The organism is Ketobacter sp., assembly GCF_003671495.1.
Classification (GTDB): domain Bacteria; phylum Pseudomonadota; class Gammaproteobacteria; order Pseudomonadales; family Ketobacteraceae; genus Ketobacter.
This window is the reverse complement of the sequence record NZ_RCHN01000031.1, coordinates 50,353-73,848: the sequence shown is the minus strand read 5'-3', so window position 1 is coordinate 73,848 and position 23,496 is coordinate 50,353. Positions and strand designations below refer to the sequence as shown.

General features: G+C 58.2%; 18 protein-coding genes. 9 read left to right on the top strand and 9 right to left on the bottom strand.

Annotation, left to right across the window (positions count from 1 at the left end):
* The first annotated feature begins 315 nt into the window (after window positions 1-315).
* Window positions 316-564, top strand: coding sequence for a helix-turn-helix transcriptional regulator (locus D9N14_RS15070; protein WP_290581148.1), 249 nt, complete (start codon window positions 316-318; stop codon window positions 562-564).
* Here D9N14_RS15070 and D9N14_RS15065 read toward each other — a convergent pair.
* From D9N14_RS15065 to guaB, 3 genes are all read right to left on the bottom strand, one after another.
* Window positions 548-1,744, bottom strand: a complete 1,197-nt coding sequence (locus D9N14_RS15065; protein WP_290581146.1) for a tyrosine-type recombinase/integrase — start codon at window positions 1,742-1,744, stop codon at window positions 548-550. The two genes, D9N14_RS15070 and D9N14_RS15065, sit on opposite strands and share 17 nt — an antisense overlap.
* A gap of 307 nt (window positions 1,745-2,051) precedes the next feature.
* Entirely contained in the window at window positions 2,052-3,617 is a 1,566-nt protein-coding gene (gene guaA, locus D9N14_RS15060; RefSeq protein WP_290581144.1) for a glutamine-hydrolyzing GMP synthase, read from the bottom strand.
* A 108-nt stretch (window positions 3,618-3,725) separates the two neighbouring features.
* The gene (guaB, locus tag D9N14_RS15055; protein WP_290581142.1) at window positions 3,726-5,192 is read right to left on the bottom strand and encodes an IMP dehydrogenase; all 1,467 of its coding nucleotides are present in this window, start codon (window positions 5,190-5,192) and stop codon (window positions 3,726-3,728) included.
* A gap of 276 nt (window positions 5,193-5,468) precedes the next feature.
* Between guaB and D9N14_RS15050 the strand changes: the two genes are divergently transcribed.
* A complete protein-coding gene (locus D9N14_RS15050; RefSeq protein ID WP_290581139.1) occupies window positions 5,469-6,314 on the top strand; it encodes an acetoacetate decarboxylase family protein in 846 nt (281 codons plus the stop codon).
* A gap of 3 nt (window positions 6,315-6,317) precedes the next feature.
* Here the strand turns inward: D9N14_RS15050 and D9N14_RS15045 are convergent, their stop codons facing one another.
* Window positions 6,318-8,132, bottom strand: a complete 1,815-nt coding sequence (locus D9N14_RS15045) for a GspE/PulE family protein (RefSeq protein WP_290581137.1) — start codon at window positions 8,130-8,132, stop codon at window positions 6,318-6,320.
* Window positions 8,133-8,548: 416 nt separating this feature from the next.
* Here D9N14_RS15045 and D9N14_RS15040 point away from each other — a divergent pair, with 416 nt between their 5' ends.
* A complete protein-coding gene (locus tag D9N14_RS15040; protein ID WP_290581135.1) occupies window positions 8,549-10,123 on the top strand; it encodes a GMC oxidoreductase in 1,575 nt (524 codons plus the stop codon).
* Between the two features lie 57 nt (window positions 10,124-10,180).
* Here the strand turns inward: D9N14_RS15040 and D9N14_RS15035 are convergent, their stop codons facing one another.
* From D9N14_RS15035 to D9N14_RS15020, 4 genes are all read right to left on the bottom strand, one after another.
* Window positions 10,181-12,400, bottom strand: coding sequence for an AsmA family protein (locus D9N14_RS15035; protein ID WP_290581133.1), 2,220 nt, complete (start codon window positions 12,398-12,400; stop codon window positions 10,181-10,183).
* An 86-nt stretch (window positions 12,401-12,486) separates the two neighbouring features.
* The gene (locus D9N14_RS15030; protein WP_290581131.1) at window positions 12,487-12,897 is read right to left on the bottom strand and encodes a hypothetical protein; all 411 of its coding nucleotides are present in this window, start codon (window positions 12,895-12,897) and stop codon (window positions 12,487-12,489) included.
* 108 nt (window positions 12,898-13,005) lie between these two features.
* Window positions 13,006-14,094 carry a hypothetical protein gene (locus D9N14_RS15025; protein ID WP_290581129.1) on the bottom strand — a complete coding sequence of 363 codons (1,089 nt, stop codon included), beginning with the start codon at window positions 14,092-14,094 and terminating at the stop codon, window positions 13,006-13,008.
* Window positions 14,095-14,173: 79 nt separating this feature from the next.
* On the bottom strand, window positions 14,174-15,079 hold the full coding sequence (locus D9N14_RS15020) for a LysR family transcriptional regulator (protein WP_290581127.1): 906 nt from the start codon (window positions 15,077-15,079) through the stop codon (window positions 14,174-14,176).
* 107 nt (window positions 15,080-15,186) lie between these two features.
* Between D9N14_RS15020 and D9N14_RS15015 the strand changes: the two genes are divergently transcribed.
* From D9N14_RS15015 to D9N14_RS14995, 5 genes are all read left to right on the top strand, one after another.
* A complete protein-coding gene (locus D9N14_RS15015; RefSeq protein ID WP_290581125.1) occupies window positions 15,187-16,401 on the top strand; it encodes an acyl-CoA dehydrogenase family protein in 1,215 nt (404 codons plus the stop codon).
* A 20-nt stretch (window positions 16,402-16,421) separates the two neighbouring features.
* Window positions 16,422-17,249, top strand: a complete 828-nt coding sequence (locus D9N14_RS15010) for an SDR family oxidoreductase (protein WP_290581123.1) — start codon at window positions 16,422-16,424, stop codon at window positions 17,247-17,249.
* Between the two features lie 23 nt (window positions 17,250-17,272).
* The gene (locus D9N14_RS15005) at window positions 17,273-18,346 is read left to right on the top strand and encodes a phosphotransferase family protein (RefSeq protein ID WP_290581121.1); all 1,074 of its coding nucleotides are present in this window, start codon (window positions 17,273-17,275) and stop codon (window positions 18,344-18,346) included.
* Between the two features lie 13 nt (window positions 18,347-18,359).
* On the top strand, window positions 18,360-19,055 hold the full coding sequence (locus D9N14_RS15000; protein ID WP_290581119.1) for a histidine phosphatase family protein: 696 nt from the start codon (window positions 18,360-18,362) through the stop codon (window positions 19,053-19,055).
* Between the two features lie 62 nt (window positions 19,056-19,117).
* Entirely contained in the window at window positions 19,118-19,888 is a 771-nt protein-coding gene (locus tag D9N14_RS14995; protein ID WP_290581117.1) for an SDR family oxidoreductase, read from the top strand.
* Window positions 19,889-20,457: 569 nt separating this feature from the next.
* Here D9N14_RS14995 and D9N14_RS14990 read toward each other — a convergent pair.
* Window positions 20,458-21,807 (bottom strand): alpha/beta hydrolase, encoded by a 1,350-nt coding sequence (locus D9N14_RS14990; RefSeq protein ID WP_290581115.1) that lies wholly within the window; start codon window positions 21,805-21,807, stop codon window positions 20,458-20,460.
* A 261-nt stretch (window positions 21,808-22,068) separates the two neighbouring features.
* On the opposite strand from D9N14_RS14990, the gene xseA reads away from it, so the two are divergent.
* Window positions 22,069-23,433, top strand: a complete 1,365-nt coding sequence (gene xseA / locus D9N14_RS14985) for an exodeoxyribonuclease VII large subunit (protein WP_290581113.1) — start codon at window positions 22,069-22,071, stop codon at window positions 23,431-23,433.
* Window positions 23,434-23,496: the final 63 nt, after the last annotated feature.

Here is a 23,496-nt window from a genome sequence, read left to right as displayed (position 1 = left end):
CCTGACTGGCCAAATCGCATTATCGAAGTGGATGAAGAAGCGACCATCTGTGGCGTCATCGTCTTCAAGGGAGAAGTGGTCTAAGCATTCCCAGTCTGTTAAGCGACACGAACAGCCACCACTTCGAGCGAGCACATGCCTGGCGAATGGGGTGAATAACGCCCCCCCCAACACCGAAACCCATCTTTATGCAGCTGGTGTTTATCACCTTGCTAAACATTCTCTTTTGCCAATGTGATTTGCACGGTGCTAACGTTTAGCTCTTAGCAAACCCAAGACTACAACTCATGCAGTCTGGAGCGAGAGTGAGCAACAATGGATGAAGAGCACCCTACCCGACCACGAAAGACATTAATCAACCGCAAAACGTTGCTGTCCATGATTCCGCTTTCGGATCGCGCCATCTTCAACATGGAGAAACGTGGAGACTTTCCACGCAGAGTCGTGCTGACAAGCCGCAATGTCGCCTGGGATCTGGCTGAAGTGGAAAAGTGGATCGAGTCACGCAAAGAGTCTGAAGACCAACCAATCCGGCCGGGAATTCCCACTAACGTTTCACGTTAGTCCACTCATCAATCATATCTGCCCAGTCCTGTAACATCGCCACACGCTGCTCTCGGTATTCGGCTTTATTGTAAATTGCCCTCACCCCTTTCTGCTCGTGGGCAAGGCACTTTTCAATCCAATCGGTGTTATAACCTGCTTCGTGCAATAACGTGCTTGCCGTACGACGCAGATCGTGCGGACCAAATTTACCGAGCTGTTCTCCATCTTTTTGTGCCGCCTGGTACGTCAGAGCGAGAACACGATTTAACGTCGCGGCGCTCATAGGCAAGTCTGAATCATACCGAGAAGGGAGCACGAACTCAGAGCCGCCGGCAAATGTTTTGAGCGCAATGAAAATATCCAGCGCCTGACGGGAGAGGTACACCATGTGCGGATTCCGACGTTTCATGCGCTCTTTTGGTATCGTCCAGAGTGCTTCGCTGAAATTAATCTCCGCCCAGGTAGCGTTAGATAACTCCGACTTTCTCACCAGGGTCAGCAACAGTAACTTGATAGCCGCTCTGTATTGCGGTGATGTGCCGACGCGATCCATGTATCGATACATCAGACTAATTTCGGCAGGGCTCAAGGCTCGATCTCGTGGCTCAAACCTGGCGATACTGCTGGGGCGAACCATCTCAGCGGGATTCTCCACTTTCTGTCCACGCTCGATCGCCCAGCGATAAACCTGTAATACCACTTCTCGTGCGTGGACAGCGGTTGCCGGCGCGCCTCTCTCCACGATGGCATCGGTTACCGCTCGAAGATCTTCATGGGTTATCTCAGACAACTTCTGATTGCCAAAGCGCTTCTTCAATTCACGGTTATAGACTGATTTGCGCATGTCTCGTGTCGAGTCAGCCATCTGATACCCGCGCATCCATTTTTCAGCCCAGGCACCAAAAGTCTCAGCCCCCTTCACACGCGCCTTATCACGTGCCTTTTCTCTGGCTGGAGATTTACCTGCCGCAATCATTTTTTTGGCTTCGTTAAGACGCTCTCGCGCCTCTGCGAGAGTAATGCCGCCAGTGCCATAGCGACCGATCGTCAACGTCTCCTGACGGCCACTGATTGAATAGTTGTGCCTGAACGAGATTGTGCCTGTCGGCGTGATGGCTACGTAGAGACCATCCCGGTCGTTGATTTTGTAGAGTTTGTCCTTGGGTTTCAGATTTCGAAGCTTGGTATCGGTCAGCATGGCAGCCCTCTCTTTTTCGTCCTTGATACCATGAATAAACATGGCATCTTTAAGCCAATTATTTCCTTTATTATCAGACAGTTAACGATTTTCCATACCATGACACACTAAAATTTCATGGTATGGTATTTCGCTTAAGTCGTGGTATGAGCTTGGACGATACCATCAAACATACCATGAAAAAAGTCTGCTTGACGGTGCTAGAGAGTGCCTGACATTGCCAGGCAACTTAGAGAAAAGACCATTAATAACAATGGGTTATGATTGATTTGCTGCTTGTTGATACCAGCCAGTGCCAGACGCGGAATCATTCCCATTCAATCGTCGCCGGCGGCTTCGAGGAAATATCATAGGTTACCCGGGAGATCCCCGGAATTTCCTGAATGATGCGGCTGGATACTGTTTCCAGCAGCTCATAGGGCAGATGGGCCCAGCGGGCGGTCATAAAGTCGATGGTTTCCACCGCGCGGATGGCCACCACATATTCGTAACGACGGCCATCGCCGGTGACGCCGACGGACTTCACCGGCAGGAACACGGCAAAGGCCTGGCTCACCTTGTGGTACCAGTCGGCTTTGTGCAGTTCTTCTATGAAAATGTGGTCGGCTTCCCGCAGGATGTCGGCGTATTCCTTTTTCACCTCACCCAGGATACGCACCCCCAGGCCCGGACCCGGGAAAGGATGGCGGTACACCATGTCGTAGGGCAGGCCCAGCTCCAGGCCGATTTTGCGCACTTCGTCTTTGAACAGTTCCCGCAGGGGCTCCACCAACTGCATTTTCATGTGCTCCGGCAAACCGCCTACGTTGTGGTGGGATTTGATGACATGGGCCTTGCCGGTTTTGGAACCGGCGGATTCAATCACATCGGGGTAGATGGTGCCCTGGGCCAGCCACTTGATGCCGTTCAGCTTGGCGCTCTCGGCATCGAACACGTCGATGAAGGTGTTGCCGATGATCTTGCGTTTGGCTTCCGGGTCATTTTCGCCCTTGAGCTTGCCCAGGAACAGATCCTCGGCATCGGCACGAATCACCCGAATCCCCATGTGCTGGGCAAACATGTCCATGACCTGGTCACCTTCGTTCAGCCGCAGCAGGCCGTTGTCCACGAATACACAGGTGAGCTTGTCGCCAATGGCTTTGTGCAGCAACGCCGCTACCACCGAGGAATCCACGCCACCGGACAAGCCCAGCAGCACTTCATCATCACCCACCTGCTCCCGCACCCGGGCCACCATGTCGTCGATGATGTTGCCGGGGGTCCAGAGGGCATCACAGCCGCAGATTTCGCGCACGAAGCGCTTCAGCATTTCGCCACCCTGCTTGGTGTGGGTCACCTCCGGATGGAACTGCACGCCGTACAACCCTTTCTGCTCATGGGCCATGGCGGCAATGGGCGCACTGGCGGTTTCGGCAATGCAGTCAAACCCCGGGGGCAGTTCCACCACCTTGTCGCCGTGGCTCATCCACACATCCAGTTTTTTCGATCCGGCATGATCGTCCAGCCCTTCCAGCAATTTGCTGGGGCCTTTCAAACGCACTTCCGCATAGCCGAATTCACGGTGGTCGGAACTGGCCACCTTGCCACCGAATTGCGCCGCCATGGTCTGCATGCCGTAACAGATCCCCAGCACCGGAATGCCCAATTCAAACACCAGATCCGGGGCCCGCGGGGTATCCTCGCCAGTCACCGACTCCGGCCCCCCGGACAGGATCACACCGTTGGGCGCAAAGGCTTGGATGTCCGCCGGGTCGGCGTCACAGGCCCACAGTTCGCAGTACACACCGATCTCGCGCACCCGGCGGGCGATCAGTTGGGTGTATTGCGAACCAAAGTCCAGAATAAGAATGCGCTGGGCGTGAATGTCGGTCATGGCTGTGTTCCGTAATGAGGACTGCTGCAATCAGTCAGGTTATAAACTGAAAGGCCAGCCGCCCGTGGCGGGTTCGGCTGGCCAGTAATGGTCTGCTAAGCGACCGGATCAGGAGCGGTAGTTGGGCGCCTCTTTGGTGATGGTCACATCGTGTACGTGGCTTTCTTTCATGCCGGCACCGGTGACCCGCACAAAGGTGGGCCGGGTCCGCATGTCTTCAATGGTGGGGCAGCCGGTGTAGCCCATGCTGGCCCGTACCCCTCCCATCATCTGGTGGATGATGGCGGAAATGGGGCCTTTGTAGGGCACCCGCCCCTCGATGCCTTCGGGAACCAGCTTTTCCACACCCTGGGAGGCATCCTGGAAGTAACGGTCGCTGGAACCCTGGCTTTGGGCCATGGCGCCCAGTGAGCCCATGCCGCGATAGGCTTTGTAGTAACGACCCTGGTACAGCTCCACCTCGCCGGGGGCTTCTTCTGTGCCGGCCAGCAAGCCGCCCACCATGATGGCGTGGGCACCGGCGGCGATGGCTTTGGCGATGTCGCCAGAGAAGCGGATGCCACCATCGGCAATCACCGGGATGTCCATACCCTTGAGGGCTTCCACCACATTGGCCACCGCCGAAATCTGCGGTACGCCAATACCGGAAACAATACGGGTGGTACAAATGGAACCGGGGCCGATACCCACTTTCACTCCATGGGCTCCGGCCTCAGCCAGTGCCAAGGCGGCTTCTGCCGTGGCTATGTTGCCGCCGATCACCTGCACCTGGGGGTAGTTCTGGGTGACCCAGCGCACCCGGTCAATCACGCCTTTGGAATGGCCGTGGGCGGTATCCACCACCAGCACATCCACACCGGCTTCCACCAGGGCGGCCACCCGTTCCTCGGTGCCGTCACCGGTCCCCACGGCCGCGCCCACCCGCAACCGGCCCTGGTCATCCTTGCAGGAATGAGGATAGGCTTCGGCTTTCAGAATGTCGGTGTTGGTGACCATGCCGGTGAGGCGGAATTCGTCATCCACCAGCAGGATTTTTTCAATCCGGAACTTGTGCAACAGCCCCTTGATCTCGTCGGTGGAGGCTCCTTCTTTGGCCGTCACCAGCTTTTCTTTCGGGGTCATGATGGCGGACACCGGCTGATCATAGCGATCTTCAAAACGCAGATCCCGGCTGGTGACGATGCCCACCAGCTGGCCTCCATCCACCACCGGTACACCGGAGATGTTGTTGATCTGGGTGATCTCGATGAGTTTGCCCACGGTGGTGTCAGGGGATACGGTAATGGGGTCGCGCACCACCCCGCTTTCGAACTTTTTCACTGCCTTGACCTGGCGCGCCTGCTCTTCGGCGGTCATGTTCTTGTGCAGGATGCCGATGCCGCCCTCCTGGGCCATGCTGATGGCCAGCCGGGATTCCGTGACGGTGTCCATGGCCGCGGAGATCAGGGGGATGTTCAGGGTAATGTCACGGGTGAGCCTGGTTTTCAGTTGCACATCCCGGGGCAGAATCTCGGAGTAGCCGGGCAGAAGGAGAACATCATCAAAGGTGAGAGCTTCCTGAGCAATACGTAACATGCAGTGTCAGCCTTGTTGCAGGGGGGAATAATTAAACCGGCGATTATAGCAAAGCTCCAGGTCTGTTGAAATACAGGGAATCTGGAAACTGATGGGTCATAAACCCTGTAAAAGATGGGTCAAAGGTCGGTAGAACAGGCCAGGGGATTGCTCAATTTGACCCCAAAAGCCGCTTATAGACCGGCCAGAAACCCCTATAATCCGGTATCGGGTATAACAATAAGACACGCTAAAAAACAACCTAAAAGACAACCTAAGCCAATCAGGGCGTTAGCCATGCAGATCGATCCATTTTTCCAGGTGCCCAGACGCACCCTGGACACCTCCTCAGGGCCGGTGGAAGTGCCTGTTCTCTATAAAGAAGGGGATTACAGCATTGCCCTCTTCTGCGCCCATCGTCACCGGGTCGAGGCTCTGCTCAACGCCAGCGCCACACAGTCCAGCCTGACTCCGGCCATGACCTTTGGCCCCTACGCCATTGTCTCCCTGGTGATGGCCAATTTCACCCACTGCAGCGACACCGATTACAGCGTGGCGGGGCTGGCGGTGCCGGTATCGCGACGTCAGGGCTTCCAGCCGGTCTCCCCCTGGCGGGAGCTGTTCCGGCGCGCAGACCAGCGCCACATGGGGTTTTATCTGGTGAATTGCCCGGCGGACAGCCTGCGCATGATCAACGTGGGTCGCGAAATCTGGGGGCACCCCAAAACCCCGGCCCGCATTGAGCTGCAGCTGGACCAAAACAGCCTGCGCTGTCGGGTGGATTGCCTGCAGTACAATCAGCCCCTGTTCGAGTTTTCCGGCTGGGGACCGCGCTTCTGGCAGATTCGCCCCCTGGGCATGAACCTGTTCTCCATTCTCAATCAGCAGATGATCCGCTCAATCCTGGATGTGCGCAGTCCGTTCAACCTGCACCTGCCCTTTGGTTTCCGTCTGCGGCTGGCGCCGGGCGACCACCCCACCACCCGCCCCATGCGCAAGTTGGGGCTGGACGGCAAGCGCCCCCTGATGGTGATCAGCACCAACCAGTTCCAGGGCCGCTTCAACGAAGGCGTGGTGATCGAGGAATTGGGGCAGGCCCCCCAGGTGAGCCCCCGTAGGGTACGCGATACGTTGCGGGTGTAGATCTTACAGCCGCACCCGGTAGACTTCTGCAAGGGGGATTTTGCGGGCTCTCGCCACCCGCAGCGCACTGGCGGTCAAAGGGGTCATTCCATCGCGCACGGCCTGCTCCGCGATCTCGTCCGCGGGTGTGCGTTGCGCCAGCAGCTTGCGCAGTTCCGCAGTCATCACCAACAGCTCATACACCGCCATCCGGCCACTGACCCCGGTGTTGTGGCACAGGTCACAGCCCGTGCCCTTGTAGAACACCTCATCATCGGCCACCCCCAGCACCCGGCGCACCGACGCCTCTACGGGCTCTTCCTGCAAACAGTGCACGCAATTGCAGCGCACCAGCCGCTGGGCCAGCACACCGATCAGGGCACTGTTCACCAGATAGGGTTCAACCCCGATCTCGATCAGGCGGGTCACCGTGGTGGCTGCGTCGTTGGTGTGCAGGGTACTCAGCACCAGATGGCCGGTCAGTGCGCTCTCCACCGCCATTTTGGCGGTTTCATCATCCCGGATTTCACCCACCATGATCACATCCGGATCATGCCGCAGGATGTGCCGCAGCGCCCGGGCAAAGGAATAGCCGGTATCGTGGTTGACCTGAATCTGGGTAATGCCGTCCACATGGTATTCCACTGGATCTTCCACCGTGATGATGTTGACGTTGGTGGAGCGGATGTGGTCCAGCGCGGTGTACAGGGTGGTGGATTTACCGGAGCCGGTGGGCCCGGTCACCAGAAAGATGCCGTTATTGCGGGTCAGCAGGTGGCGCAGCTCTTCGGCGTCCCGCCCGGCGAAGCCCAGGGCTTCCAGGTCCTTGAGGGCAAACTGGGTGTCCAGCAGACGGATCACCACACTCTCTCCATGGATGGTGGGAATGATGGAAATGCGCAGGTCCACGGTTTTCTCCAGGTAGTGGATGCGAGAGCGGCCGTCCTGGGGCAGGCGGTGCTCGGAAATGTCCATGTTGCCCACAATCTTGATGCGGCTCACCACCGCCGGCAGCAGTTTTTTATTGAAGGAGCGGATGTGCTGCATCACGCCGTCCACCCGGAAGTACAGCTCCACCACCGCTTCCCGGGGGCGCACGTGAATGTCGGAGGCGCGCCGGGCCATGGCGTCGGATATCACGCTCTGCACCAATTGCACCACAGGCCGCTCGTTACCCAGCACCTCGTCGCTGTCCGCGTCCACATGAAAGGGTTCATCGGTGGAGAACACGGCCAGGTCCTCCAGGGCCGACTGCATTTCCTGGCCACCGTAAAAGCTGCTGATGGCATAGGCGATGTCGTTGGAGGGAGCGATACAGAACTCCAGCACCTTGCCGGTGATGAAACGCAGCATGTTGATCAGCTCGGAATCGGAGGGGTCGGTTACCGCCACCAGCAGCCGGTCCTCCTCCAGCAGCAGGGGCATCACCATGTGTTTGCGGGCAAAATGCCCGGGCACCTGGGCCACCGCCTTCGGGTCCACATCGAACTGGCGCAGATTCACATAAGGCACCCCAAAACGCTGACACAGGCCCCGCAGCACATCGTCCCGGCTGACGATGCCCTGGTCGGTAAGGATCTCCCCCAGGCGCTTGTGGCTGGTTTTCTGCTGCTCCAGGGCGGCGCGGACCTGGTCGGGGGTGGCCAGGCCCAGCTCCTGCAGGATTTCACCCAGGGGGCTGGCGGTGAACGTGTAGAATGCCTGCTGATGCTGGCGCAGCTCAGTGGAGTTAGAGATGGGATCGCTGCACCGGCATTGGGGGCCATGGTGAGCTGGATCGCCCTTGGCTTGCCGGGTGGCCTGGTTGACGGACGGATTGACGGACTGGGGCTTGGCCATGGGGTGCGTTCTCTTGCTGGGGCGCCGGGAAATTCAATATGCGTAATCCCTTAAGTATGGTCCATAATCCGAAAGAATGGTCCAGAATCGGGGCACACCCACCGGAGCCAAAACAAGTCATGGCGTAAGCGAATCCGTTTCGGTTCCACCGCTTTTTGACGCCCTCACCGGCCCTGTGAAAACAGCCTTTGAACCAGTTCACACTTTGACGGCACCTCCCACAAAACGAAATTGACAGGACCCGTTGTCACTACCAATCTGATATCAAACCTGATTAAAAAACGACCTACACATCCGCTCCAGCACAGGACAATCCCCCTGCTGCCGACGGGCAGGTTGCGCTCAGAAAAAGGTCGCCCATAAAAACGAACAAGAACACGCAACAGAAGTACACAACAACAGGAAGGGGCCGTCTCATGAAAAACCAATTTAGCCGCCGTAAGTTTATCAAGAACGGTGTCTACGTCACCGCCGCCACCGGGCTGGCATCCACACTGGGTTGCGGGGGCGATGTTCCCACGATCCACTCCATCAAAAAGGCGGCTGTCATCGGCTCCGGATTCGGGGGTTCCGTGACGGCTCTGCGCCTGGGTGAAGCCGGGATCAGCACCGCGCTGATCGAGCGGGGGCAACGCTGGAGCTACACCGGACCAGACAGTTTCCCGACCTTGTTGTCCATGTCTCAGGGCGATGGCCGCACCACGTGGCTCAGCGATTTTGACGCCCCATCGGGCCAGATTCCGGTAAACCGCCACGCCGGCATGCTGGAGCGTATCGAAGGGGATACCGTGGATTCGGTGGTGGGCGCCGGTCTGGGTGGCGGCTCACTGGTGTACGGCGGTGTGCTGCTGCAGCCCCGAGAGGAAATTTTCAACGAGATCTTCCCCTACCTGGATTACGCCCAGATGGCCAGGGATTTCTATCCCAAAGTGCTGGGCAAAGTCAGTGGCGGCCCCATCCCCGATGACATCCTGGGCACCCCGTTCTACAAAGCCAAGCAGGCCTTTATCCAGAACGCCACCGCCGCCGGCATGATGGTGGTGCGCAGCGATGTGGGCTTCAACTGGAACATCATTCGCAAGGAGTTGACCGGCGAACTGCCGCTGGCCGCCTCCATCGGAGAGTATGTGTTCTGCTGCAACAGCAACGCCAAGAACACCCTGGACAAGAATTACATTGCCGAAGCCGAAGCCACCGGCAAGGTGACCGTGAACACCCTGCACAATGTGAAAACCATTACCCGGGTGGGTCGCAAAGGGCCTTATGTGGTGCATTGCGAAGTGATCGATGTGGAAGGCAATGTGGTGATGAATCACCTGATCGGCTGTGAATACCTGTTCATGGCGGCGGGTTCGCTCAACACCACCAAGCTGCTGCTGAAAGCCAAGGCGCTGGGTGATTTACGCGGCATCAATGACGCCGTGGGTGCCCATTGGGCCGCCAATGGCGATGAATTGATGGCGCGCATTGGCGTAACCTCGGATCTTGGTCCGGTACAGGGTGGACCGCCCAGCATCGCGGCCTGGGATTTCAATAATTCCATCAAACCCGTGGGCTTCATGCACTCCCCTGCCAACTCGGCTCCGGGTCAGCCCCCCACGCAATTGCAGATGGCCATGTGCAAGCCGGATCAACCGGGAACCCTGAGCTACCTGAAAGACAGTGACAAGGTGTTCATCAACTGGCCCATGGAAGCCAACGGCTATGCCCGTCAGGCCCATATGGAAAGCCTGCAGAAAATCGCCGCGTTCAGCGGCGGCATGCCGTTGCCGGATCTGGCCCTGGGCCGACCCACCATGTGGCACCCCCTGGGTGGCGCTACCATGGGTGAAGCCACCGACATCGAAACCGGGGAACTCTATGGGCAACCCAATCTGTTTGTGATGGACGGCGCGCTCATGCCGGGCTCCACCGCCGCCGCCAACCCGTCCCTGACCATCGCCGCCAACGCCGAGCGCATCATGGCAAACCTGATCCCGCGGATCGCCTGACGCCTGCGTTTCTGACTGAGGAAAAAGCCCTGTTGCCGTAACCGCAACAGGGCTTTTTTATTGTTGCAGCCACTTGTCCAGTTTCTCCTGCAGTTTCTTCTTGGCCCGGTCTTCTTCCCGCTCCAGCTTCTGTTTTACTTCTTGCTTCAATTGCGCCTGGTCTTCCGCTTCCAGGCCGACCTTATCCCCCAGCTCCGCGGCGCCCTTGTCTTTGAACGCATTCTTGGCCGCTTTGGTGAGGATGGAGCCCATGGCCTTGGTGTCCGGCCGGCACCAGTCCGCCGGTGAACTGGCCAGCGCCCCCTCGCAATGAATGGGCCAGCGGGAGCCCTGCAAATACTTGTTGCGCTCGATGGCGGACAGCACCACCCCGAAGTCGTACTCGAAGCCCTGATTCAGCAGATCAATTTTGCCGCTGGCATCGATTCCGCTCTCGCCGGTGAAAAACTCAAACCGCGGCATGATCAGGTGCCCGTTTTCCACCTTGGCATCCGCCAGCAGTTTGCTGATCTCTGTGTCTTCCCGCAACTGGCGGGGCAGCTTCTCCTGATAGTTGGGGTACAGGCTTTCCACCGTGGCCAACTGATCCCGCAGCGCGTCCACGACGATGGCGTTGAGATTGATGCCGTGCAACACGCCGTCGTCCAGTTTCAGGTTCATCTGGCCCAACGCGGATTTCAGCAAGGCATCCACCGAGTTACCCTGGGCTTTCGCGTCCATCACCAGGGAGGCTTTCCCCGACAGCAACGAGTCCGTCATGAAACGGGACGTAATCTGAGTCAGTTCGATGTCGTTTACCTTGAGATCGGAATCCAGCACCGGTTGGCCACCACGGGCATCAATACTCAATGCTCCATCCAGGCTGCCTTCCAGCAACGCGGCGCTCAGGTCTTTCACCGTCAGCACGCCGTTACGGGCCGTCACCGCCAACTGCAGCCGCTCGATCAAGGTCTGCTGCAGGGTGATACGCCCGGCGTTGAAACGGCCATCCAGATTCAGGCTGCGCAAGGCATCCACCGGAATCAGATCAGACTCCTCCGCCGCCCCGCCCGAACGGTTGGCTGGCGCGGCTGTGGCTGGGGCAGAATCCGGTGCCGGCAGATAGTCATCCAGATTGATCTGATCCAGGGACAGGTCAAATGCCAGGGCCTGGGTGGCAAAATCCTTCACCGCCAGGGATCCACTCAGGGTACTTTGATCCAGGGTCAACTTCAGATTCGGCACCGCCAGCTGGCCGGTGTTGCCATTGAAAGCCAACTGCATGGCCATCGTCTTCAACACGTCCGGGCTGGCAGGTTTGGGCAGCTCCACCCCCAGGGTCGCCAGCAGTTTGGCCAATGGCACCGGCGCTGCACTGAGCTTGCCCTGATAGCGAGGGTCCGCCGTGAGGGCAGTCACCTCCACCGAGCCCTGCAGGATCAGCTCCGCCAGCTGCAACCGGTTGAGGATCAACTGAGCCTGATCCGCAGCCAGATCCACCCAGGCCTGCGCCTCCAGCGTTACCCTGACGGTGTCTGGCAACAGGTTGCTCACATCCGCCTGCACCTGCAATGGCTCGAGCCGGAACAATTGTTTATCCAGGTCGGGCTGCAATTGCCCCCGCAACATCAGGTCCAGTTGCGGCCCACCGGCCTGGGCCAGAGCAAACTCCAGCAGAATGCCGATGGGCTGGGTCAGCTGTACTTGGGTCAGCTGTACTTGGGTCAACTCCAGACGCTGGATCAGCACCCGGGTGTCCGTCTGGCCCTGCTGATCCTGATAATGGATGTTGGCATTGAGAATCCGCACCAGGGGAATGGAGAGCTGGGGGATCTTACCGGGCGAGGAGGATGGCTCGGCGGGAGTGGTCGCACTTGCCGCTGCGGCCGGTGTGGATTCAGTCTGTGTGGGTGTGGCCACCGTCCAGTTATTACGGCCCTGGGCATCCACCTGCAGGTTGACGTCCACACCGTCAATTTGCAGCAGATCCACATTCAGTTGACCGGAGAACAACGGCAGCAACTGCACGCCAAGGGCGAGGGTTTGGACCTGCAGGAACGGTTGATTCGCCCGCGCTGCCACGGTGACCTGATTGGATTCAAAGCCGAGTACGGGATAAAAGCTCCAGGCCAGATCCCCGTTCAACGTCAGCTCATAGCCGCTGGCCTCTTTCACCAGGGCCGAAATGCGATCTTTATAGTCGTTGGGATCGATGACAAACCGAATCACCAGCACCGCCAGCAGGATCAAGACCAGCAATCCCACCAAAGCCAAACCTATCCACTTTAGAACACGCATCAACGAGGTTCCTTCGTTCCTGAACACACCAATACAGTATGCAAAGGAGCCCCACCTGCACAACCGTTTGTGGTAATAAACCTGAATCAGGGCGCAAACAGCAACTCTTTACGGCTGAGACCACGGGTATGGGGTTCACCCAGCGCCCGCACAAATCCGTAGGCCACCGCCGCCAGCAACGGGTTCATGCCATCCTCAAGGCACATCCGTCGCATCAGCCGGTCCGCGGGCTTGCGATGGATTTCCCGATCCAGGTAATCGTTGCGCATCAATTGATACAGCGCATCGTGCACCAGTGACGCCCGCATAAAACTGGGTACGTCCGGGGCACCGGAAGCGCCGTCCCAGGCATAGCCCCTGGCCAGTATCAGGTCACCGTTGGTCTGCAGTTGGATGTAATAGGTGTCGATGGGGTGTGACGGCAGAATCGGAGTGTGAATCAGGCACGCCTTTTCCAGTTGGTACTTGTAGCCTTTCTTGAATGTGATCCGGAACATGGGATGGCCCCCGCATGAGAGTGAATAAACCACTACCCACGCAGGATTAACCGGTTTGGATCAGGCTGTAAAATAATCGTTGGTAATATGTGAAAATGGCCGTTTTGCTTAGCGCACCAGTACAGAAACCGGGATGTCCGTGCGCACACCCTGCCGCGTCATCTGGACGACAGCGCCGTGAATGCCCCGGGGCAGCTCCGCACCGGTCAGGCTCAGGCGCCAACTGCCGGTACCGTCAAACGTCAGCGACAGCCAGTCCACACTGCGGGTGCCGTAGGCCACCACCATGTCCACCTCGGTATCTGTCACCGCGCTGCCATCCACCAACAGTTGTTGGGGCGGCTGGGTCAGGCCACTGCCCTGGTCGAACGCGAACACCAGCGGTGCCTGAATGCCGTCAACCCGCTCCAGGGTCAAGGATTCGGTTCCCAGGCTGCGGGCCACCACTCCCAATCCCGGCGACAACCACAACGTGGTTTCAATCACCGGAAAGGTTTGCACCGGAATTCCCCCCACCGTCACAGCCAGATCGATGTTGACCACCAACGCCACCGCCGGCACGTCACCGTACTGGCCAGTGGTCACCAGTTCCTTGGCGCCCACCTGGGAAGACCACAGGTACTCCACCTCGGACACCACCTTGCCATCCGGGTCCACCATGTCGGCCGTTTGCGCGAACAGCGTGCGCCCGGCCCCGGAGTCCAGGATATGGTCATAGACCCGGCGCAGGTTGTGAAATTCAACGCCGCCTTCCACCCCCAGGCCCTGATAGGCAAAGAAAGCGTAAAGGCCGCCGTATTGCAGTGCGTTATTGCTCACCTGAAAGTATTCTTCCCGGGGCATGGCACTGGCGCTGTGCTGCATGGACACCAGTGTTCGGCCCTGAATGACCTGGCCGGTGGTGAAGGTCACCTCATCGCCATTGCTGTAGAACCAGGTAACCCCCTCCGCCACCGGGAAATACAGGTTGCCATCCAACTGGATAGACACCGGGGATTCAGGAGTGGGATCAGGGTCCGGGTCGGGCTCGGTTGCATCGTCATCCCCCGGCGGAGTTCCGGTATCGCCACCGCTTTCCGAGCTGTTGTTGTTCCGCTCCACTCCGGATTTATTCGTGCCGCCACCGCTGCAGGCAGCCATCCCCAAAATCAACGCCAATACCAAACTCAAGTTCAAACTCAAATTCAAAATTTTCATGGTGCATTCCTTTTTATTTGCAGGAATGCTGACACAGACCACTGAGGCTTACATTGGTAGTTTTGTATCCGTTTTAGACTCAGCCCCGCAATGGCAGCGCCATCACCTGCTGACGCAGCCAGACGTTGGCGGGATCGTTGTCCATGGATTGGTGCCAATACAGGTAGCTGGAGACTGGCTTCAGCTCCAGGGGCATGGGCCAGATTTCAAGATCATGGTAGCGCTGGTTGCGCACGGCATAGTTTTCCGGGATGGTCAGCAGCATCTGGGATTGGGCGACCGTACTCAAGGCCACAAAGTAATTCTGACAGCGCATGCCGATCTTGCGGTGATAACCCATTCGGCCCAGTTCAAAATCCTCCACCACCGGCCCACTGCGGCGGGAGGACACCACCACATGCCGCAGCTCCAGGTAGGTTCTCAGGTCCAGGCCCTGTTGCAACAAGGGATGCTGCTTGCGGGCCACCACCACAAAATCGTCCTCCAGCAAAACGGTATGGCGGATGTTGGCCCCCATGGGCAACAACACATCAAAGGCCAGATCCAGCCGTCCGGCGGCCAGCTCACTTTCCATATCCCGCCGCGGAATGCGCACGCTGCTAAACTGCATCAGGGGAGCCTGGTGCTCCAGTTCCGCCACCAGTTCCGGCAGCAGTACCGATTCCACTACTCCGCGCATGGCCAGCACCACCTGCTTGCTGTTGGTGGCCGGATCAAACTGCTGGGGGGGTGAAAACGTGGTTTGCAGGTGTTCCAGGGCATCCCGCACCGGCTGGATGATGGAGCGGGTCAAGGGCGTCGGCACCATGCGATTGCCGGAACGGGCGAACAATGGGTCGTCATAGGCTTCCCGCAGCCGCGAAAGCGCATGGCTCACCGCCGGCTGGGTCAGGTTCAGGGTCGCCGCCGCCCGGGTAATGGAGCCTTCCCGGTATATCGCATCCAGCACCCGGTAAAGGTTGAGATCCACCTTATTTACATGCACAGAATTTATGACCTTTAATACAAACTATTCATTGGTTTTATTATTACAACTCTTCTAACCTAGGCGCAATCACCAGAAAGGTGCCCATAAAAAACAAGGAGCCCGCCATGGATTTCTCACATTCAGCACAAGCTCAGGAAATGATCGCCCGTGTTCAGGCCTTTATGGATGAACACATTATTCCGAACGAACTCAAGTACATGGAGCAGGTAAACGAGCATAACGGCGACTGGACCAAGTGGCAGGTGGCGCCGTTGATGGAGGAATGGAAAGAGAAAGCCAAGGCCGCCGGCCTGTGGAACCTGTTCCTGCCGGATGAGGAATACGGCGCCGGGCTCTCCAACCGGGATTACGCGCCCCTGGCGGAAATCATGGGTTACTGCCCGTTCGCCTCTGAGGCCTTCAACTGCAGCGCGCCGGACACCGGCAATATGGAAGTGCTGTTCAAGTACGGCTCCGAGCAGCAGAAAAAACAATGGCTGGAGCCGCTGCTGGCCGGTGATATCCGCTCCGTATTCTTCATGACAGAGCCCGACGTGGCCTCTTCCGACGCCACCAATATGGCCGCTACCTGCACCCTGGAAGGGGACGACGTGGTGATCAACGGCCGCAAATGGTGGAGCTCCGGTGTGGGCCACCCGGAGTGCAAGATCGGCATCTTCATGGGGGTTACCGACCCCAACGCTCCCCGCCACAGCCAGCACTCCATGGTGTTGGTCCCCCTGGACACCCCCGGGGTGAAGATCGAGCGCATGCTGCCGGTGTTCAATCGTTTTGACGCGCCGGAAGGCCACGGTGAGGTGTCCTTCACCAACGTGCGGGTGCCAAAAGAGAACATCATCGCCGGACCCGGCCGTGGTTTTGAAATCGCCCAGGGTCGCCTGGGCCCGGGCCGCATCCACCACTGCATGCGGCTGATCGGCGCCTCCGAGCGCGCCCTCAAGCACCTGATCGAGCGTTCCCTGGAACGGGAAGCCTTCCATAAGCCCCTGGCCAAGCTGGGGGGCAACGTGGATGTTATCGCCAATTCCCGCCTGGATATCGACATGGCCCGCCTGCTGACCCTGAAAGCCGCCTACCTGATGGATACGGTGGGAGTGTCAGGGGCCATGACAGAAATTGCCGCCATCAAAGTGGTAGCGCCAAATGTTGCAACAAAAGTGATCGATGCGGCCATTCAAATTCATGGTGGAGGTGGTGTATCTAATGACTTCCCATTGGCACTGTTATATGGCTACGCCCGGACCCTGCGTCTGGCGGATGGGCCGGATGAAGTGCACCGTGCGTCGGTTGCCCGTATTGAGCTGAAAAAATACAAGTAATCAGGTGTGAGTAAGCAGATATGAGCAATTCAAAGAAAACCGTCGCCATCACCGGTGGTGCAAGCGGATTGGGCAAGGCCATGGCACTGCGTTATGCCCGGGCCGGCTGGGGCGTCGCCATCGCCGATCTGAACGATGAACGGGGTGAGTCCACACTGCAGGAATTGAATGACCTCTGCGGTGACGCCTGCTATCACCATGTGGACGTGCGCGACGCCGGCGCCATCGAAGGCTGGCGCGACGCCATTTTGCAACGCTGGGGCCACATCAATGTGGTCATCAACAATGCGGGCATCGCGTCCCACGGCGGCATCGCGGAAAGCTCCCTGGAAGACTGGGACTTCACCATCGACATCAATCTGATGGGGGTGGTGCGGGGTTGCAAGTTCTTCAGCCAGACCATGAAGCAACAGGGGTACGGTCACATCGTCAACATCGCCTCCATGGCGGGCCTGATCCACTCACCGGAGATGAACAGCTACAACGCCACCAAGGCAGCGGTGGTGGCGTTATCGGAAACCATGCAGTTCGAACTGGCCCCCTTTGGCATCGGCGTCACCGTGGTGTGCCCCGGCTTCTTCCAGACCAATCTGGCGGAATCCACCCGTTCACCGGACTCCCATGCCCAGGCCCATGTGAGTAAAATGTTGGCCACATCCGACATAACAGCGGATGATATAGCAGACCAGGTGTTCAATGCGGTGGACAGTAACCAGTTTATGCTGCTGCCCCACAAGAGCTATCGCAACACCTGGTACTGGAAACGGTTTATGCCGTCTCTGTATAACAACAAAATGGGACAATACGGCGCCAAGCTCGCTGCCATGCGCCGCCAACCTAAAGCGTAAAAGATCAAATTTGGAGTGACTACATGAGCGAAGTGTTAGACCAGGCCGGCAAGGTTCGGGAAGGTGAAGAACTGGACCCGAAGATCATCACGGATTTCGTAAAGTCCGTGGTGCCCGATGTCCAGGGTGAAGCGGTGATTACCCAGTTCCCCGGTGGCGCCTCCAACCTCACCTATTCCATCAAGTTCGACAACAAGGACTACATCCTGCGCCGCCCGCCGTTTGGCACCAAAGCCAAGTCTGCCCACGACATGGGCCGCGAATACAAGGTGATGAGCAAACTGAAACCGGTGTATCCCTTCGTGCCCGAGATGGTGGCATTTTGCGAAGAGGAAGGCAGCCCCCTGGGTTGCGAGTTCTACATCATGGAACGGCTGGTGGGCATTATTCCCCGGGATGAACTGCCTGCGGGCCTGGACCTGACCCCGGAGCAGGTACGCAAGCTGAGCGAAAACGTGGTGGACCGCTTTGCCGAACTGCACAACGTGGATTATGAAGCCGCCGGCTTGCAGGATCTGGGCAAAGGCATGGGTTATGTGGAACGCCAGATCAGCGGTTGGTGCAAGCGTTTTGCCGCCGCCAAAACCGACGACGTTCCGGATTTCGAACAGATCATGGCCTGGCTCAACGCCAATATGCCCGAGCAGGTGAAAGTCACCCTGATCCACAACGACTACCGCATGGACAACGTGGTGCTGAGCGCAGAAGACCCCACTGAAGTGATCGGCGTGCTGGATTGGGAAATGGCTACCCTGGGTGATCCCCTGATGGATCTGGGTAACTCCCTGGCCTACTGGATTCAAGCCGATGATCCGGCTGACGAACTGGCCATGCGTCGCCAACCCACTCACCTGCCCGGCATGCTGACGCGGGAAGAAGTCATTGCGCGCTATCTGGAAAAAACCGGTCTGCAGTGTGACAACTTCCTGTTCTACCACGTGTACGGTGTGTTCCGCCTGGCGGTGATTCTGCAGCAGATCTACTACCGCTATTACCACGGCCAGACCAAGGACGAACGCTTTGCAGCCTTCGGCCCCGGTGTACGCACCCTGGAAAAACAGGCCATGAACCTGTTGCGGGAAGCAGGCCAACTGTAATGGGAAAAGAGTAATGGCTGCCATTTACCTGATTCGCCACGGTCAAGCCTCACTGCACAGTGAGAACTATGACCAGCTGAGTCCCACCGGCGAGCGTCAGGCCGTTGCGCTGGGTGCTGCGTTAAAGCAACGCGGCATCCAGTTCGATGCAGTGTATGCCGGTTCCATGCGCCGTCACGCACAAACGGCGGCCGGCTGTCTGCAGGCCATGGACTGCGCCCTTGCGCCAACCATTCTCGACGGGTTTAACGAATACGATCACGAAGAAGTGATGGCACGCCATCGCCCGGAATTCAGCGATCACCTGAGCCGGTCGGAATACCTGTCCAAACACCCCAATCCCAACAAGGCATTCCAGATTGAATTTGAACTGGCTCTGCACCGCTGGCGCATGGGGGAATACGATCACGAGTACGCAGAGACCTGGCAACATTTCAGCCAGCGTTGCAAAGACGCATTGGACCACGTGCGCTACAACAGCGGCACTGCCAAATCCATTGCGGTGTTTTCCTCCGGCGGCCCGATTTCCATCGCCACTGGCTCGTGTCTGGGCCTGACCGATGAACACATCGCCGAGCTGAGTTGGTCCATCATAAACTGCTCCGTCACCTGCCTATTGTTCAACTCGAAAAAAATGACCCTGCGTTACTTCAACGACTACTCCCATTTTGAATACGCTGAGGATAAGTCGTTGTTCACCTATCGTTGATAGACGAAATATATAACGAAAACAAAGTCCCATTCACATCCATTTCAAGAGAGGCCCAATCCATGGATATGAAGAACCCCTTTGACCTCAGTGGTCGAATCGCCCTGGTTACCGGCGCATCCCGCGGCATTGGCGAGAGCATTGCCAAATTGCTGGCCGGCCAAGGTGCCCATGTCATCATCTCCAGCCGCAAAATCGATGATTGCCAGCGGGTGGCCGATGACATCAAAAACGCAGGCGGCAGCGCTGAAGCCTATGCCTGTCACATCGGTGAGATGGAGCAGATCGCTGCTATTTTTTCTCACATAAAAGAGACTCACGGTAAACTGAATATCCTGGTGAACAACGCCGCGGCCAATCCCTATTTTGGCCACGTGCTGGATACGGATCTGGCAGCCTATCAAAAGACCGTGGACGTGAACATTCGCGGTTACTTTTTCATGTCCGTGGAAGGCGGCAAGCTGATGCGCGACAGTGGCGGTGGCTCCATCATCAATGTGGCCTCGGTCAACGGCATCGTACCCGGCGCCATGCAGGGTATCTATTCCATCACCAAAGCGGCGGTGATCTCCATGACCAAAACCTTCGCCAAGGAATGCGGTGGCGTGGGTATTCGGGTCAACGCGTTGCTGCCCGGCGCCACCGACACCAAGTTCGCCTCGGCCCTGGTGAAGAACGATGCCATCCTCAATCAATTGCTGCCCCATGTGCCCCTGAACCGGGTGGCGCAACCAGATGAGATGGCGGGTGCGGTACTGTATCTGGCGTCCGATGCCTCCAGCTACACCACCGGTACCAGCCTGGTGGTGGACGGCGGTTACCTGATCGGTTAATCCCGCTTGCCAGCCCCAGCCGGATGCGCCGGTTGGGGCTTCCCTCTCCGCACTGTACGATTATTAATCTTTTTATTCCTTTCTGTTGTAGCCAGCACCTGATCATTCGCTTTGGTTATTGACTACAAATCCTGTTACAAAGCCCCCGGTTGACCCTGTGACCGTATAGTCGCAAGATGTTGACTGCCAGCGCGCAATTCTGCCGCTGACCCCGGCATCACGCACAACGACGGGCAAGCATGCCATCGTAAGCGGAAACGTCAAACCGGAAACGTCAAAAAAGGGAGCACCCCATGAAGATCACATTCAACACAGACGTCCTGTTCAGCCTGACCAGCGCGGAAGAAGAAAAAATGCTGGAAGCCCTGCACGAGTACCTGGACAACATGTTTTTTGCGAATTGAAGTATAGAATTCGAAAAAGCTCCCTGACCGTTACCGGCAGGGAGCTTTTTTTGTTTTAACATTCTCCGCTCACTGATCACCTACCCCCATTCCAGGAACCGAAGTCGCAGACCCGGGGTTCTGAAGCCTTGGGTCCAGCAGCAGAGTTTTCTGAGCCGACCGGAATTACAAAGAATCCAGCCAATCCGCAATGGCCGGGAATGCGACCGTGGGTGACGCATTGCCATTGACCACATCAATGTGACCGGAACCGGGCACTTCGATCCAGGCGTCCTTGCTGTTGTAGGTCTTACCGTTGTACAGGGTGTCCACCATGGTGTCGGTGTCCACCAGGCCGGAGGCATCCGAGAACACCGAGAACGCCGGCACCGTCATGCGGGACATGTTGGTATCGAAATAGTAGTAGCCGTCACCGGGGGCCTGATCCGGCGGATTCACCAGATTCTGGTTCTCTGCTCCGTTCTGCCAGAATTCACGGAACACACCATTGGTGCCCCAGTCCGCGTATTGGGCAAACCCACCCAGATAGAAACTGGAGAACGCGATGCGGGCGTGGAAATCCTCCACGTAGCCGTTCATGTTACCCGTGCGCCAGAAGTCCAGAGCGCCAAACAGATCCGCCCAGTGCGGGAAGAAACTGGGGAAGGCATCCGCCAGTTGCGTTACCAGTTTGAACACCAGGTCAATGGCACCGGAGGTGATCACGGGCGGCAACAGGGACATGGCGTAAGGCAGGATGGTATCCAGGTCGATGTACCACTCCAGGGCCAGGATGTCCCAGATCAACGGGTTGTCGATCAGCCATTCATACGCCAGGATCGGCGCACCGGCAGGATCGATCCCCAGGAAGCCCGCCACGTTGGCATTGCGCTGCGCCGCCAGGGCCGCACTGGCGGTGGCGTGAGGAATGTAATCCCCCTGCTTCACGATGCTGGCGTCGAGGGAATAACCCTGCAGATACAGATAGGCACACAGGCCTCCGGTGGAATGACCACCGATCACCGGTTTTTTGCCAGTGACGGCGCGCACCTTGTCCACTGCTGCGGGGTAATCCAGCGCACACCAGACATCCAGGTTGGTGTTGGGGTGGCCTTCATCGCTGTCGAAGTCACCGCGGCCCACACCCCGGTAATTGGCCATCCACACATCATAGCCCCGCAGGTACAAATAGTGGGCCATGCTGAAGTACTTCAGATTGTCATCCTGGATGATGGGATCGTTTTTAGCCCAGGCCGGTGCGTCGGCGGGCAGCTTGTAGTGGTAGCTGTTGAGCCAGGGGGGAGAGTACACATCAAACTGGTTGAAGTTGAGGGTGATGCCCGGGAACAGCAGAATGGGTGTGCTGTTGCGGAAGCTGTGGTTGGGGGTTGGCCGATAGCGCTTCATTTTGATGTCCAGGCCATCTGCCGTTTTGGCTACATACAGTCCTTTGGGATTGCTGTCACCACCGCACCCGGTCAGCACGGTGGCCAGACACAGCACCACGGCCGTGCCCAGCGTTCTTAACGATTTCATAGTTAACCTACCCTAAATATTGTTATCTGATTTGTTGTTATTGAGGTATGGCTCCATCCCGGGAGCCACCATTTGATGCTAACAAAGTTCAATTTCGTGGGTTTGTCTGCGCGGGACAGATGCCAATGGCCGCTGTCCCTTTCCAGCCAAAACCGGGGAAAAGCCGGTAGTTTTTTGTAATCGTGAGTAAGCCCGGGGTATAAGAATGCTATTAATGCAGGTGCTGTAGCTGTGCGGCGGGGAATTCAGTATGATGCCGCCATGACCGATCACCAAGCCCCCACTCAACAGCGCCATATCTTTTCCGTCGCGGAACTCAACAACAGCGTCAAGCGCCTGCTGGAACAGCAGTTTCCGGCCATCTGGCTGGAAGGTGAGATCTCCAACCTGGCCCAGCCCCGCTCCGGACACCTGTACCTGACCCTGAAGGACGACCAGGCCCAGGTTCGCGCCGCCATGTTCCGCGGCAACAATGTTCACCTCAAGTTCAAACCCAAAGACGGCCTGCAGGTACTGGTGCGGGGGCGCCTGAGCCTGTTTGCCCCCCGCGGGGATTACCAGCTCATCATCGACCATATGGAAGAAGCCGGACTGGGAGCCTTGCAGCGGGCGTTCGAGCAACTGAAATCCCGCCTCGGGGCCGAGGGCCTGTTTGATGAAGCGCGCAAGCAGCCAGTACCGAGTCGACCACGCAGAATCGGTGTGGTCACCTCCCCCACCGGAGCGGCCATTCACGACATCCTGTCGGTGCTGCGACGCCGTTTCCCCCTCACGGAAGTGGTACTGTATCCCTCCCAGGTGCAGGGCGAAGGGGCAGCCGCCAGCCTGTGCCAGGCTATTGAAACCGCCAATCGGCGGGCCGAGTGCGAGATATTGATTGTGGGCCGGGGTGGCGGTTCCCTGGAGGACCTGTGGTGTTTCAACGATGAGCGGCTGGCCCGCTGCATCGCCGCCAGCGCATTGCCCGTGGTGTCCGCAGTGGGCCATGAGATCGACTTCACCATTGCAGATTTTGTCGCCGACGTCCGCGCCCCCACCCCATCGGCCGCTGCGGAATTGCTGAGCGCCGATGCCCGGGAGCTGCTGGACAGCCTCAACAGCTACCAGGCCTGGCTCAGTGAGCGGGTCCGACGCAGCCTGCGGGAGCGGCAGCAATCCCTGGACTGGCTGAGCCGCCGGCTCAAGCACCCGGGCAAACGCCTGGAAGAACACGCCCAGCGCCTGGATGAACTGGAGCTGCGCCTGCGTCAGACCGTCCAGCGACGCCTGCAGCTACAACACAGCAGGTTGCAGACTGCCCAAGCCCGCCTGCACAGCCGCAGCCCGCAAGCCCGCCTGCAATCGTTACAAAAAGAAGTGACCAACCTACAGGGGCGTCTCCAGCGCAGCACCCACCAGAGCCTGGCGCAGCGGCAGTCCGACCTGCGGCACCTGGCCTTGCGCCTGAACAGTATCAGCCCCCTGGCCACCCTGTCCCGGGGCTACTCCATCGCCAAAACCGCCGACGGCAACATTCTGCGCCGCGCCGATCAGGTACAGGTGGGTGATCCGATCCAGACCCAGCTCCACCAGGGCACCCTGAGTTGCACGGTCACCGGGGTGGAGGTCGCAGAGAAACCTCAATAGGCCGTTCATGCTGCTATAATCGGGTGACAAATACTCATCCGATCCGGCATCAGCGGGGTACCA

What these genes read in the sequence shown, in the direction of transcription:
- D9N14_RS15070 (WP_290581148.1), top strand. Translation starts at nt 316, where the DNA reads ATGGATGAAGAGCACCCTACCCGACCACGAAAGACATTAATCAACCGC.
- D9N14_RS15065 (WP_290581146.1), bottom strand. Translation starts at nt 1,744, where the DNA reads ATGCTGACCGATACCAAGCTTCGAAATCTGAAACCCAAGGACAAACTC.
- guaA (WP_290581144.1), bottom strand. Translation starts at nt 3,617, where the DNA reads ATGACCGACATTCACGCCCAGCGCATTCTTATTCTGGACTTTGGTTCG.
- guaB (WP_290581142.1), bottom strand. Translation starts at nt 5,192, where the DNA reads ATGTTACGTATTGCTCAGGAAGCTCTCACCTTTGATGATGTTCTCCTT.
- D9N14_RS15050 (WP_290581139.1), top strand. Translation starts at nt 5,469, where the DNA reads ATGCAGATCGATCCATTTTTCCAGGTGCCCAGACGCACCCTGGACACC.
- D9N14_RS15045 (WP_290581137.1), bottom strand. Translation starts at nt 8,132, where the DNA reads ATGGCCAAGCCCCAGTCCGTCAATCCGTCCGTCAACCAGGCCACCCGG.
- D9N14_RS15040 (WP_290581135.1), top strand. Translation starts at nt 8,549, where the DNA reads ATGAAAAACCAATTTAGCCGCCGTAAGTTTATCAAGAACGGTGTCTAC.
- D9N14_RS15035 (WP_290581133.1), bottom strand. Translation starts at nt 12,400, where the DNA reads ATGCGTGTTCTAAAGTGGATAGGTTTGGCTTTGGTGGGATTGCTGGTC.
- D9N14_RS15030 (WP_290581131.1), bottom strand. Translation starts at nt 12,897, where the DNA reads ATGTTCCGGATCACATTCAAGAAAGGCTACAAGTACCAACTGGAAAAG.
- D9N14_RS15025 (WP_290581129.1), bottom strand. Translation starts at nt 14,094, where the DNA reads ATGAAAATTTTGAATTTGAGTTTGAACTTGAGTTTGGTATTGGCGTTG.
- D9N14_RS15015 (WP_290581125.1), top strand. Translation starts at nt 15,187, where the DNA reads ATGGATTTCTCACATTCAGCACAAGCTCAGGAAATGATCGCCCGTGTT.
- D9N14_RS15010 (WP_290581123.1), top strand. Translation starts at nt 16,422, where the DNA reads ATGAGCAATTCAAAGAAAACCGTCGCCATCACCGGTGGTGCAAGCGGA.
- D9N14_RS15005 (WP_290581121.1), top strand. Translation starts at nt 17,273, where the DNA reads ATGAGCGAAGTGTTAGACCAGGCCGGCAAGGTTCGGGAAGGTGAAGAA.
- D9N14_RS15000 (WP_290581119.1), top strand. Translation starts at nt 18,360, where the DNA reads ATGGCTGCCATTTACCTGATTCGCCACGGTCAAGCCTCACTGCACAGT.
- D9N14_RS14995 (WP_290581117.1), top strand. Translation starts at nt 19,118, where the DNA reads ATGGATATGAAGAACCCCTTTGACCTCAGTGGTCGAATCGCCCTGGTT.
- D9N14_RS14990 (WP_290581115.1), bottom strand. Translation starts at nt 21,807, where the DNA reads ATGAAATCGTTAAGAACGCTGGGCACGGCCGTGGTGCTGTGTCTGGCC.
- xseA (WP_290581113.1), top strand. Translation starts at nt 22,069, where the DNA reads ATGACCGATCACCAAGCCCCCACTCAACAGCGCCATATCTTTTCCGTC.